At 63.9% G+C, this 13127-nt stretch carries 11 protein-coding genes; 6 read left to right on the forward strand and 5 right to left on the reverse strand.

Annotation, left to right across the window (positions count from 1 at the left end):
* Positions 1 to 28: 28 nt before the first annotated feature.
* Complete coding sequence (locus DWB23_RS18540; protein ID WP_121744249.1) at positions 29 to 253, forward strand: hypothetical protein; 225 nt, start codon at positions 29 to 31, stop codon at positions 251 to 253.
* 222 nt (positions 254 to 475) lie between these two features.
* Here DWB23_RS18540 and DWB23_RS18545 read toward each other — a convergent pair whose 3' ends face one another.
* Both DWB23_RS18545 and DWB23_RS18550 read right to left on the reverse strand, forming a co-directional pair.
* Entirely contained in the window at positions 476 to 1801 is a 1326-nt protein-coding gene (locus DWB23_RS18545; protein ID WP_121744250.1) for an MFS transporter, read from the reverse strand.
* 439 nt (positions 1802 to 2240) lie between these two features.
* A complete protein-coding gene (locus tag DWB23_RS18550) occupies positions 2241 to 2546 on the reverse strand; it encodes a non-histone chromosomal MC1 family protein (protein WP_121744251.1) in 306 nt (101 codons plus the stop codon).
* 240 nt (positions 2547 to 2786) lie between these two features.
* Here DWB23_RS18550 and DWB23_RS18555 point away from each other — a divergent pair, with 240 nt between their 5' ends.
* The 3 genes from DWB23_RS18555 (at position 2787) to DWB23_RS18565 (ending at position 4999) form a co-directional block, all read left to right on the forward strand.
* Positions 2787 to 2984: a hypothetical protein gene (locus DWB23_RS18555; protein ID WP_006674053.1), complete on the forward strand. Its 198-nt coding sequence runs from the start codon at positions 2787 to 2789 to the stop codon at positions 2982 to 2984.
* 291 nt (positions 2985 to 3275) lie between these two features.
* A complete protein-coding gene (locus DWB23_RS18560) occupies positions 3276 to 4196 on the forward strand; it encodes a DUF7551 domain-containing protein (RefSeq protein ID WP_121744252.1) in 921 nt (306 codons plus the stop codon).
* The gene (locus DWB23_RS18565; protein WP_121744253.1) at positions 4193 to 4999 is read left to right on the forward strand and encodes a DUF7260 family protein; all 807 of its coding nucleotides are present in this window, start codon (positions 4193 to 4195) and stop codon (positions 4997 to 4999) included. Before DWB23_RS18560 ends, DWB23_RS18565 begins: the two co-directional genes overlap by 4 nt.
* 90 nt (positions 5000 to 5089) lie before the next feature.
* On the opposite strand, the gene pheT is transcribed toward DWB23_RS18565, so the two are convergent.
* The gene (gene pheT / locus DWB23_RS18570; protein ID WP_121744254.1) at positions 5090 to 6802 is read right to left on the reverse strand and encodes a phenylalanine--tRNA ligase subunit beta; all 1713 of its coding nucleotides are present in this window, start codon (positions 6800 to 6802) and stop codon (positions 5090 to 5092) included.
* Entirely contained in the window at positions 6802 to 8328 is a 1527-nt protein-coding gene (gene pheS, locus DWB23_RS18575; RefSeq protein WP_121744255.1) for a phenylalanine--tRNA ligase subunit alpha, read from the reverse strand. Before pheS ends, pheT begins: the two co-directional genes overlap by 1 nt.
* A 481-nt stretch (positions 8329 to 8809) precedes the next feature.
* On the opposite strand from pheS, the gene DWB23_RS18580 reads away from it, so the two are divergent.
* Together DWB23_RS18580 and DWB23_RS18585 are read left to right on the forward strand one after the other, a co-directional pair.
* On the forward strand, positions 8810 to 9751 hold the full coding sequence (locus tag DWB23_RS18580) for a UbiA family prenyltransferase (protein ID WP_121744256.1): 942 nt from the start codon (positions 8810 to 8812) through the stop codon (positions 9749 to 9751).
* A gap of 81 nt (positions 9752 to 9832) precedes the next feature.
* The gene (locus DWB23_RS18585; RefSeq protein WP_121744257.1) at positions 9833 to 11536 is read left to right on the forward strand and encodes a sensor histidine kinase; all 1704 of its coding nucleotides are present in this window, start codon (positions 9833 to 9835) and stop codon (positions 11534 to 11536) included.
* A 13-nt stretch (positions 11537 to 11549) separates the two neighbouring features.
* Here DWB23_RS18585 and DWB23_RS18590 read toward each other — a convergent pair whose 3' ends face one another.
* Entirely contained in the window at positions 11550 to 12983 is a 1434-nt protein-coding gene (locus DWB23_RS18590; protein ID WP_121744258.1) for a hypothetical protein, read from the reverse strand.
* Between the last annotated feature and the right edge of the window lie 144 nt (positions 12984 to 13127).

Genomic DNA, 13127 nt, shown 5'->3' on the forward strand with positions numbered 1-13127 from the left:
TTATCCAGTCGGCTTCCCAAGGACAGGTATGGTACTCAAGAGATTCCTCGGATCGACGGTGACGCGGTCGCTGACGGTCATTTCGGTGCTCGCAGAGGCGAAGAAGGCGTTCAGCGAAGGCAAGCAAACCCGCGCAGTCTTGCTGCTCGGCGTCGCCGTCCTCGCCTGGAAGTGGATGCTTATCGGCCTGGTCGCACAGGGCGCCCTCAAACTGGTTCGCGGCGGTCGGTCGTCGGGCTCGAGTCCGGCGTAGTCGTCCATATCGACGGCCGTTCGGGGTCCGGCCGCTGAACCGAGGCGGAGCCAGTCTGTTTTGATTACGACTCGAGCGGTGGCGCCGTGTGAGGACGGTCGCGTCGTCGAAGCGCGAACCGACCGGCGCGAGTCCGACGGGGAGCCGATCGATCTCGACGACAGAAACGCCGATTTCGGGCGTGTCAGGTTCGGTCGAGCGCGGTCGCATCGGCGACGACCGTCAGTCGTCGCTCGGTGCACCGCCGGCGCTGGTAGCGGCCGGGTTCTCGGAGACGACCCAGCCGTCTTCGGTCGCGTTCTCGGCGATGTGGGGCTGGAACACCCAGGCGGTCAACACCAGAATCGGGATCATGGTGAGCGCGACGACGGCGTAGCCCGCGTGCAGGTTCGGGAGGAACGGCGCGGCGAACAACAGCGGGTAGACCGACCCGCCGACGGTGCCGATGCCGCCGACGATGCCGGCGACGGTTCCCGAGTTGTTCGGGAACATGGCGGGAACCTGCGCGAAGATCGCCCCTTCGGAGAACGCACAGCCCACGCCGACGAGGAAGCCGGCGACCACCGCGATGTAGATGTTTCCGGTCAATCCGGCGGCCGTCATCCCGAATAAGGCGAGCACGACGAACGTCATCGTCGCGTACGTCCACTGCTCGCGGTACCGTCCTCCGAACCACGGAAGGAGCTCCACCTCCTTGCGCGCCACCACGTCGCTGATGTAGCCGCCGAGCGGACGGAGCAATCCGGCTGCGATCGAAAACGTCGCCGCGAACGTCGCCGCGATCACGAGGTCGCCCTGACCGAACCCTTCGCGGTAGTACGTACCCAACCAGCCGTTCATCGCGACCTCGAGGCCGAAGGTCATGACGTACGCCGCCGAGAGCACGACCGCGCCGTGGCGGGTGGCGATGTAGAGCCACTGTTGCCTGCTGACTCCCTGTTTCGTGGCCTGACGTCGCGCTTCGGTTTTGGCGGCATCTCCGACGACGAAGTAAACGATACCGAGAACGATCGCCAGAACGCCCGTGTAGAAGAAGGCGGCTCGCCAGTTCGCGGCGAAGAGCGGATCGCTGTACCCCTCACCGAAGAGCCGCGGCAGCGTAAAGTACGCGCCGAGCCCCGCGCCGGCGTTGCCGACGCCGGCGAAGACGCCTTCCGCCAGTCCCAGGTTCTCCTCTTCGAACCACTGGGAGACGTGTTGGATGCCGATGACGAAGGTGATCCCCGCCAACGAGGCGATGACTCGAGAGACGGTGAAAATCTCGTAGTTCGGCGCGAACGCGCTGATGATCGAGAAGATCCCGACGATCACCAGCGTGAACCCGGCCGTCACCGGCGCGCCGAACTTGTCGGTAAGCGGCCCGATGATGATCCGGCCGAGCGGAACCGCGATGACGGCCGCACTCGAGACCAGACCGAGTTGGGTCACCGAGAGTCCGTATTCGTCCGCAATCTCGCCCGTAAACGGAGCAAACGAGAACCAGATCACGAATCCGAGGTTGAACATCGCGGTCGCGAGCAGCAGGTTGATCCACTTGCGGTCGATCATCCACTCACCTCGCACTCGCTCGTCGCGTTGCGCGCCGATGGTCGACGAAGCCGCGTGACGAATTCGCGGACGGTCGCTATCGACGAACTAGCCACGGGACGACGCTCCGTAGCGGTTCGTTCTCTGCTCTCCGTGACCAGGATACCGTCCATCCCTCTCACTCTGGGGAAACATTTGTAGCTCTGAACCCGGATTTTGTGACCGTTCGAACTCATATTACGGTTCAAGTTGCATCACAGGTGCTACATAAGCGTACTTATTAGTCGATTCTAACAATACTACGAAGTGGCCACATCACTAATGGCTTGTCACATCCTTTAAGAGCGGGACGAAACGAGCTATCGGCGGCTACAAATCGACATTCGGCCCACTGATCGGGAATAATTCGACGGATGTTACTCGAGCGGTAGCGAACGAGAAAATCACGCTTCTCAACACATTACTCTTCGAGGTGTTCGATCCCTTTCTTCGAGACGTTCGCCTCCGTAATTTCGCTCGGCATCCAGTCGGGCTTGTCGTCGGGCGCAGTCTCTTCCCACGCCCAGCCGTCGTAGATGTGAACCTTGTCGGTGCCTTTCTCCCGCAGTTTGAGTTCGACGCGGTCTGCCTCGTCTTCACTCGAACCCGGCTCGAGTCGTCGGGCCGCCTTGAGGGCAGCCTGACGGGGTGTGTTTCCCGAAAAGACGCTCGATTCGTCGCCCGACTCGCGCAGTGCAAAGTTTCGTTTACCGTCTTCGCGTACCATGGTTTTCGACTCCGTGTCAATTCAGCACATGATCCGACATAAAGATATCCCCGAAAACCGACCGACTGCGCCGGTATCTTTAAGTGTATAGCCTACGCCAGTATTCCGCAATATCTGTTTCTGAACTCGTGGCGATAGCGCTACGGCTATTCTCCCGACCAATGTGTGTGACAGTCTCCCGTTGAGGCGTCGAAAACACTTAAGTATATCCTACGGCGAAGTTCGTCATAGAATCCCGCGATGGTACGGAAAAAGAAGCTGAGTCCAAGCGGTGCCAAAGATGAAGACGGCAACTACCACAACGTTCACCTCAACCTCCACGAGGATGAACTCGCAGTCGCGGGCATGGATATCGGCGACGAGGTCTTCGTTCGGGTCCGGGACGGAAAGATCATTATCCAGAAAGCCGACGAAGAAGAGGTCGAACACGAGTTTTAACGAACCGTCAATCGAGAGCGCGGAACGTTCTTCGTGACCGAGCGACTCGATGAGACGTGGAAGTTTCGCTCCTGTAGAGGCACGAGTCCCCTCGGAGTTCGCGTGGTTTCCACCCCGTTCGTGCTCGATTTTCCGGATCGCTTCGTCCGCAGTTACGTCCGTCGTCGTCGTTCATCGCCTCCGAAACGCGAATGCGACCACCGCGGTAGAGCGGACGATCCAAGGCGCGACATCCTTTCTTTTAGGTCAACCTAAATTACTTATACTTCCTATTCTTTAGGTTAGCCTAAAATGGTTGGCGCGACACTCGGCGACATCAGACGGTATATCGAGTCGCTCGCGAGCGATTCGGGGTCGTACTATCTCGTCTGCGGGCGAACCGGCGAACACCCGGTTCCCGCCGCGGGACTGGCCTTCGAGTGCCGTTCGACGGCTCGAGCGGCCGCACGGGCGACCGAACAGTATCGAGCGGCGCTCCGCCGATACGATCCCCGCCTTCCCTTCTACGACGTGATCGTCTGCCATCACATCGCGAACGAGGCGACGACCGAGGACCGAGAACAACCGGCGTCTCCGGTCGCCGACGCGCGCGATGACCCGGCGACCGCGGCGCACGCGTCCGACGACCAGACGGTGATCAACTTCTGTCACACCGTCGCCGGTGCCGTCTTCGAGACAGTCGCCGAGTCGCCCCACGACGGCCTCGAGGACGCGATCATGGACACCTATTTCGAGGTCGCCGAAACGATCGAGGGGCCGGACGAACTCTGTCTCCGCCTGCTCGAGAGTATGGCGACCGAGATCGATACCCGACTCGAGGCCGAGGAGCAACTCGACGTCCTCCTGGCGGCCGCTCAGCGGCTTCCGTCGCAGCCGTCGGGTGGCGATCCCCTCGAGTCGGTGTTATCCGAACTGGAGTCCGTCGCGCTGTTGGGGACGTACACGGTCGACTCTCGCTCGACCGATTCGGCGACCGGAACGCGGTCGTGGACCGTGACGCTCGACGAGTACGCGCTCGGCCGCTCGGGGGAGCGCGTCGTGACCCTGCCGATCGTCCTCGAACTGTTCCGCCGGTTCCCGACCCGGGAACTCTCCCTCGTTGCAGCCGATTCGCCGGCCACCCGCTCGACGTCGTGGCGAATGACGGTCACGACTGCGCCAACCGACAGTCCGGACGGGCTGGTACGCGTTTCCGAACTCTCCCACCCATGAGCATCACGACCCACGTCCACGAGGCCCTCGAGCGTGTCGACACGGAGCGAGAGGAGGTTGCCGAGACGGTGACCGCCGTCGACAGGTTCGCGCGACGAGTCGATGAGATCCGGCCAGTATCGCCGATCAAACCGACGGGAGGCGGCTACGCTGCCGATGGAGGCGTAGTCGCCGCGGCGACGCGGTCTCGGCCCCGCCCACCGACGAATCGTTGCCAGGACGTCCGTGAGCTGTTCGCCGAGACGATCTACGCCACCAGTACCGACGCCGATGTCGATCGCGCCGACTCGCTGCAGACGACGATCAGCGACGAACTCGGGCAGGAGATCGCGCTCCTCCTGTCCCCGGAGACCGACCGCCAGTTCACCCCCGACGTGAAAGGCGCTGTGCTCACCGTGACGCGAAAGCGACGCGCCGAACTGAAGGCGATAGACGAGGCGCTGTCGACGGAAGCCGACTCCCTTCGCTCGGCCGTGACCGCCCTCGAGACGGTTACGGACTGGCTCACCCGGGTCAACGAGATTCCGCTGTCGGAACTCGGATTCGACGACCTGCGATCGCGACACGAGGCCCTCTCGAGCCATCGCGATCGGTGTCGGCAAGCGCTGCAGGACCGTCAGGCGGTCCTGCACGGAACGACGAAGCACCACGCCGCTGCCGGCGTTCCCCACCAGTCGCTCGTCTCGTCGCTCTACCGGCCCTTCCCGACGGCATACCCGGTTGTGGTGACGTTGTGTCGACTCGAGGAGTGCTGTGCGGACTGTCAGCGAACCGTTCGGGACCATCTTACTCGACGCGCCTGACCGCCCGCTCGAGTCGCTCCGGAACGACACACGCGCCCGCGTCTTCTCGCCGGAGCGCCTCGCGGACTGAACCAACGAAGAGCCGCGGCCTTACCGAAGCGCCTCGAGGTCGAACTCGAACGCCGCGACGGGCACCTCGAGATCGTACTCGACGAGCACTTTCGGATGGAGTTCGCCGATCACGCCGACGTCCTCGCCGTCGATGACGACCGCGGCGGTTCGACCCGAAATGAAGGCCGGGTGGTCGGTGGGCGGCGTCTCGAGGTCGACGTCGAACTTGCGCGCGAGCGCCTGCAGGCGCGCTTTCGCGTCCTCGTAGCCGGCGTCGTGGTTCGCGAGGACGGCCCCGACGTGGCGGCTCTCGCCGACGCCGGTGTTCTCGCTCTCGTCGAGTGCCGCACGGAAGCCGACCTCCGAGAGGTGCTGTGGATACGAGCGGTGGGTGTTTCGCTCGAGGATCATCATGAGCGAGGGCGTGACCCACGTCCGTAGCATGGTGTAGTCCTCGCTGTAGACCTCTTTGATCGTCGCGGGCTCGCCGGCGCCGTAGGCGTCCGACCCCGGTTCGATATCGAGGCGCTCGTAGTTCGCTTCCTCGCTGATCATGTGGAAGTTCAGCATGTCCTCGAAGCCCAGGCCGACGAGTTGCGTGCGCACGGCGCGCTCGAGTCGCGAGCGCTCGTGACGGCCGCCGACGGTCCCCACGTCGGGGTAGGTCGGCTCGAGTTCGTTGAAGCCGTAGGCGCGCCCGAGGTCGTCGATGACGTCCAGCGGGTGGAGCACGTCGACGCGGTAGGGTGGGATGGTCACGTCGTAGACGAGGTCGCCGGCTTCGCTTTCTTGCTTTTCAGCTTCGAGACCCGAGCGCTCCGCCAGATCGATCACTTCCTCGGGATCGAGATCGATGCCGAGGATGGTCTCGATGCGGCCGTGGGTGACCGTCTTCGTCTTCGTCGACAGGTCGGGACGCACCAGTTCGTGATCCGGGTACTCGACCGTCACGTCCTCGAGCGTCGCCCCGCGCGCCGAGAGCGCGTAGCAGACGATGTTCAGCATCTTGTCGATCGTCCACTGGTCCGTGCCGGTCATCTCGACGAACAGGTCCCTCGAGTCGGTCGACACCTCGGTCCGGCGGCCGTTGATCACCGGCGGGAACGAGAACAACCCGATGTCGTCGTAGATCGCGGGGTAGCGCTCGTAGCCGCTGACGAGGTCGGCGTAGGCCCGGCCCGTCTGATGCTCCTCGAGGACGTCCGCGGGCGTCATCTCCTCGTCCGAATCGAGCGGAACGAACCGATCTTCGTCGGGTTCGACGCCGACGTACCGGATGGTCGAACCCCCTTCGGTGGCGGACCCTCCCTTCAACATCGTCAGATCGTGAATCCCGATCGCGCCCTTCGCGCGCTTGCGCCCCATCGTCGCGTGGAGCTTTTCCTGGAGCTGAATGAGCGAATCGAGGGCGTCCTCGTCGAGGCTCACGTCCCGGATCACGGCACCCGTGACGTACGGCCGTTCGTCGGGCACCGACTCGTCGACCTCGATGGTCCACTCCGCCGAGTTCGGCGACGGCACGTGGACGCCGCGGGCGTCGCCGTACTGGTAGCGCATCGAGCGCGCGACGCCCTCGACCGAAAGCCGATCGAGGCGGTCGGGGGCGAACTCGAGTTCGAACTCGCCGTCCTCGGTGCGGCCCTCGAACTCGAGGCCGAGTCCGAACAGGTCGTCGATGAGGTCGTCGTCGCGTTTGTCCTCGTGGCCGGTCAGTTCTCGCAGTTCGTCGGGGTCGATATCGACGGTGGGCATCAGTAGGTCACCTCCGCGTTCCGCAGGAACTCGAGATCGGCGAGCGTGCCGTGGAGGTCGCGGATGTCCTCCGCACCGGTGGTCAGCATGGCGAGTCGCTCTAAGGCCAGTCCCCAAGCCATGACGTCGCAGTCGACGCCGAGGGGTTCTAACATCTCCTCGCGGAAGATGCCCGAGTTACCGATCTCGATCAGTTCGCCCGTTGTGGGATGGGTGCCGAACAGTTCGAAGCTGGGCTCCGTGTAGGGGTTGTAGTGGGGTTTGAACTGGATGTCCTCGATCCCGAACTGGGCGTAGAACTCCTCGAAGGTGCCCATCAGGTCCCGCACCGAGAGATCATCGGCCATCACCCAGCCTTCGATCTGGTAGAACTCGAGCAGGTGCGTGGCGTCGAGCGTGTCGTTGCGGTAGGCCTTCTCGACGCTGAAAAAGCGCGCGGGCGGTTCGATCTCGCCGATCTCGGTACCGGACAGGTACCGGGTCGTCAGCGAGGTCGTGTGCCCGCGGAGCGCGAGCGCGCGGGCGAAGTCCTCGTCCCACGGGGAGTGGTAGCCTTCGCTATCTTCGCCGACGCCGTCGCGGTGGGCGCGCTCGACGCGTTCGACGAGGTCCTCGGGAAGCTCGTCGATGTGGCTCGGCTGCTCGAGGGCGAACCGATCCCAGTGCGTCCGCGCGGGATGGTCCTGGGGCATGAACAGGCAGTCGTTGATCCAGAAGTCCGCGTCGGCGTGCGGGCCGTCCATCTCCTGAAAGCCCATGCCGACGAGGACGTCTTTGACCCGCTCGGACATCTGGCGCAGGATGTGGACCGTGCCGCCCTCGAACGCCTCGGCGTCAGCCTCGACGTTGTACTCGGCGAACTCGACGGTCTTCCACTCCCCACCGGTCAGGAGTTCGGGCGTGACCTGGCCGACCGTCTCGGCGGTCTCGATTCCCGCCATCAGTTCGGTGACCGCGAGGTCGGTCAGCGTCACCTCCCGGACGGTCGACTCGGTGCGCTCTATCAGTCCGCGGCGCTCGAGTTGCTCGAGCGTTCCGTCGTCGACGCCGGCGGCGTCGACCGGAACCGCACCCTCGCCGGCGAGCGCCTCGAGCGCGTTCGCTTCCGCGTCCGCGGCCGGATCGGCGTCCGGATCGGCCGTGATCTCGCCGCCGTCGATGACGCCGTACCCCTTCCGGGCGTAGTTCGAAAGGGCGATATCGACCTGTGGACCCTCGAGTCCCGAGGCCCCGATGACCCGCCCCATCTGGACGGGATCGCTATCGGCTCCGGCCTCGAAGGCCGCTTCGTAGAGTCGGACTTCGGGAAGGGTGTCGTCGGCGTACTCGCGCCCTTCTTCCGTGAGCGTGACCGTTTCGTCGACTCGCTCCTCGACGGCGACCAGCCCCTCGTCTTCGAGTTCGAAGACCGCACCGGTGACGGTCTCGGGGGGTAAATCGGTCGCCGCAGCGAGGGCGTCGACGGACTGTTCCTCGTCTGCGCTCGCGGTCTCGACGACCGCGACCTGTTGTGCTGGAAGTTGCATTCGCTTACCTGAATTGCCGCGCGTCGGTCAGTTAGCGGTTCCGACTCGGATTCGACGTCGACGCTCGGCGGATTCGACGGCGCGTCACGGTTGCCCGCGACGACGCCGGAAGAATCTCGAGCCGACGACGCCGACGTGGACGGTTTCGCCGCGAGCAACCGATGTGGTCGCTCTCGGCTCCACCGGCCCGGATCACCGGGCGAAAACGAAGCCGAATCCCGTCCGCTGGCGCGTTGATCGGGTGCCGACACCGGCCGAGTGGGATTCGGGTGCCATAGGACCCGCCTCTCGACGATAGACGAAAAATCTTGCGTTCAGCGTCGTTCACCCGCCCCGAACCAGCGTCGTGATATATAATTGAACTGTGCGCTACGGACGATTGTACATCTGTGTTATAAACCATACGTACATCGGTCAGTACTACCGACATATCCAGTACAGAGTGGCCGGTAATCGGTCGCTCTGCAACACAAACGAAACTATGGCACGAAAAAATCACGCCCTCTCGGACGAGGGCAGCATGACAACGGCGCTACGAAACGCGTTGTTCGCCCGATTCCCCGCGGGGACGGGACGGTACTGGAACGTTCTGGTGTACAGTTCAGCGTATCTATCGCTGATCGCGATGGCCGAGGTGGTCATCGTTTCGGCACTCCTCTCGCTGCCGCCGAGTCCGGCGGCGGTCGTCGTTGGACTGGTCGTTTTCGCCGTCTACACGAATGATCGCCTCGCAGATGTCGACACCGACGCGGTGTCGAACCCCGAACAGGCAGCGTTCGTTAGACGATATCGAGACGAACTCTACGTGTTGGCGTCGATCGCGTACGGACTCGCCGTCGCGCTCTCCGTGATCGGCGGTCCAATCGCACTCGCGATAACCCTGCTTCCGGGGGTGTTCTGGGTGTGTTACGCCACGGACTGGATTCCCGGCACTGGCGTACACGTTCGGCGATTGAAGGACGTCTTCCTCGTGAATACGATCGTGGTCGCGTTCGCGTGGGCCACGACGCTGACATTCCTTCCCCTCGCGTTCGCCGACGGCACCGTAACGATTCCGACGCTGATCGTCTTCGCGTACTTCTTCCTCCGGGTGTTCACCAACACGGAGATCCCGAACGTCCGCGATATCGATGGCGACCGGGAGATCGGCGTGCTGACGATTCCGGTGATGTTCGGTGTTGAGCGAACGCGCCAGATTCTCACCGGGATCGATCTCTGTACGGTCGGGCTCGTGGTAGCCGCAGTCCACATCGGATACCTATCCGCCCTACTGGCGTTTCCGCTTCTCGTCGGTATCAGCTACTCGCTCGGCGTCACATCACTGATCGGCCGGTACGAGAACGAGAGACTGTTGGCGAAGGCTGCCGAGTGCGAGTACCTCGTCGCCTTCGTCGCCCTTACGTTCGTCGTGCTGTTGTCCTGACCTAATCAACAATCAACCTACATTTTTGAGGTGCGGTTTTCCGGACATTTAATACCTGATGGAAGCATTCTCTTGGTATCTGTGTTCTCTCTTACGATTCTATCAGGGATCTTACTTGCCACCGTCGCGATCGGGGCGTCAGCGGCGCTCCTCGCCTGGCGAGAACGACCCGAACCGGGCGCAGTTCCGCTCGTCGTGATGCTAGCCGGACAGTGTTTCTGGTCGGCGCTTCTGGTTTTCGATCTGGAGGCATCGACGCTCAGCGGGAAAGTCTTCTGGGCGAACCTCAGGTGGATCGGCGTCGTCGCCATTCCGGTCGGCTGGCTGCTCTTCTCGCTCGAGTACACCGGCAGAGATCGGTACGTTCAGCCACGCTACATCGCTCTCCTCTTGATCGTACCCCTGATCACGGTCGTGTTGGCTCTCACCGACAGCGGGTTGCTCCATACCGAGTCGAATCTGGTTCGCGAGGACGGAATACTGCTGCTCAGTCGAACGCCCGGCCCCTGGTTCTGGGTCATCACCAGTTACACGTACCTGCTGGGACTGCTCGGTGCCGTTCCGCTCCTCAGGCTGATCCGGAACGACTCGCTGCCGTTCAGGGGACAGAGCATGGCGCTTCTCGTCGGAATCCTCGCACCGTGGGTGAGTAACATCCTCTTTCTCATGGGTGCCATCCCGGTTCCGGGGCTCGATCCCACACCGGTCGCGTTTTCGATCTCCGGCGTCGCCTGTCTCGGCGCGCTCACGCGTTTTCAGCTCTTCGGGACGAGTCCGTCGCCGAACCCGCGCGCCCGCCGACTGCTCTTCGAGCGGATGCCGGACGGTGCCCTCGTTATCGACGCCCACGACTACGTCGTCGACATCAACGAAACCGGCGCAACGATCCTTGGAACGGTGCCCGGTAGCGTACTCGGAAGTCCGTTTCAGGAGATCGTTCCCGACGATTCGATGGCTCCGACGGACGGGACGGTCCCGGAACGTCCCTTCAGGAGTTCACACGACGATCGACTGTACGACGTGACGGCGACGCGTATTACCGACATCCACGATCGGACGATCGGTCACGTCATCACGTTTCACGATATCAGCGAACACGTGCGCCAGCAACAGCGCCACGAAGTTCTGAACCGCGTCTTCAGACACAACATCCGTACCGAAACGAACGTCATCAGCAGCTACGCGGAACTCCTCGCGGACAGGGAGAATCGGGGTGTTGCCGACGAAATCACGGCCAGCGCGAGACGGATCGAAGAGTTGGCGTCCAACTCTCGAGAAATCATCGAGGTCTTCGAACAGGGGCGGGAGTCGATCGAGGCCGCGCCGCTCGAGTCGCTCATCGACGACGGGATCGAAACCGTTCGCGAGGAGTATCCGGCCGCTCGCATCGAGCGCGAGCCGAATCTGGGCGGCGTTTCCGTCGCCAGCCTCCTCGAACCCGTGTTCGAAAACCTCATCGAAAACGGCGTCGAGCACAACCCCGATTCGAACCCGTCCGTTCGAATCGGAGCCGAGACGGACGGCGATCTGGTTCGGGTCCGTATCGCTGATGACGGTCCCGGTATCGACGACTACGAACGGGACGCCCTCGAACGCGGCACCGAGACACCCCTCGAACACGGGAGCGGCCTCGGCCTCTGGTTGGCCAAGTGGGGTGCCGAAATCGCCGGCGGGACGATCTCCTTCGAGACGAACGAGCCGACCGGATCGGTGGTCACCGTCGAGGTTCCGGTGTTGTCGTTCGCCGACGACTCGCGAGACGAACCGGACGGGTCGTCGTCGTGAGGTCAGCGGCGCGCTAGCCGTTCGAGAGGCGTGTCGTCTCGAGGTCGCCGGAACCGACCCACTCGAATCCGGACTGTTCGGCGGACGCCTTCGCGGCCGACACCGCCGCGGGGTCGAACTCGTCGGCGAATTCGATGCGAGCCTCGACGGGTTCGGCCGCCGGAATCTCGGGGATGAACTCGTCGTCCTCGAGGAGTCCGTCGACGGTGATCGCTCCTCCAGCGCCGAGTGCGGCCCCGAGCGCGCGGTAGCGGTCGTTTTCCGTCTCGAACTCGTCGCCGGTTCCGAAGGTGTCGTTGCCGATTCGGGCGGTTTTTTTCGGTCCCGAGAGCGTCCCGAACTCCGCGTCCGGGGCGTCGTCGCGATTGCGCTCGAGTCTCGCGCCGTGGCTCGGGCCGTCCGATCCCCGGCCGCCACTTCCGTCGCTCGCGTTACCGTCGTTGCGAACCCGCGAGACCGACGGAGAGCCACCTCGGATTTCGAACCCGTCCGCCTCCGTGGATGGCACTGAGGTGATCGGACCCTCCGATTCCGTCGACGTTGCCGGTTTCTGTGGTTCCAGCGCAGTTCCCGATCCGTCCACGGTCCGATCCGTCGTCCCGGTCGCGGCGTCGGCGCTGATTTCGGGTTCGGCCTCGTCGATGAGCGATGCGACTGCGGCCGGTTTCGAACCCCCATCGCGACGCGTCGCTCGGGGTCCGTCCGAGCGTCGCCCGGCGCGCTCGAGCGCCCACGAGGGCCACGGTCCCGAAGCGTCGTCAGCCGACACGTCGTCGCTCGAAGCGTCTCCCTCGGGAACGTACGCCCCAAGGGCGTGTTCCGGAAGCAGCGGTCGCTCGAACGCCGAAACCCGCCGGCCGTACCGATCGCGAAGCGCCTCGAGTTCGCCCGTCTCGACCAGCGCGGCCCGCCAGCGGTCGACGCCCGCGGACAGCAGGACGAACGTCGCGTCGGTCCCCTCGAGCAGGCGCTCGTTGACGGCGAACACCGCGGCTGGCAGGTTGTCGTCCGCGAGCGGCGTGTCCGGGTAGGCGAACGTCGTCTCCCGGCGTCGCCCCCGCGGATCCGTCGCGGCGAGTTCCAGCCGGTCCCGTCCGGTCGCGGCCGGTCCCGTTCGGGTACACTCGAACGACCACCCGATCGCCTCGAAGACGGCGTCGAGTTGCCGCGCCAGCGCGGTCTGGGCGTACCGAGCCGAACAGGTAAGCCCGCGATCGCTCCGACAGATCGTTCCGTGCATCATCGCGGTCCGGTCGCGCGCGTCGGCGAGGACGTCCTCGAGGATCGATCGGAGCGACGTCTCGCCACCGGCCCGTCCGGGCGGAACGGCGGTTCGATACTCCCGCCGCTGGGACCGAACGTCGGCGGGCGTGACGCCGAACGAACCGAGAATATCGGCACAGACGACCACGTCACGGGTCGGATCGCCCGCCTGTCCGGTCTTCATCGACGCGGCCTACGACGCGGGTCCGGATATATTTTCTCCCCGTCTGACGGAGAAATATCGAGGCCCTCTGGAAACTGACGCCGACCGGACCGCACGAGGGATCTTCGATCAGTCCGCAACTGGCGTCGCTCGTTACGATGGGGG

It is taken from the genome of Natronorubrum halophilum (assembly GCF_003670115.1).
GTDB lineage: Archaea > Halobacteriota > Halobacteria > Halobacteriales > Natrialbaceae > Natronorubrum > Natronorubrum halophilum.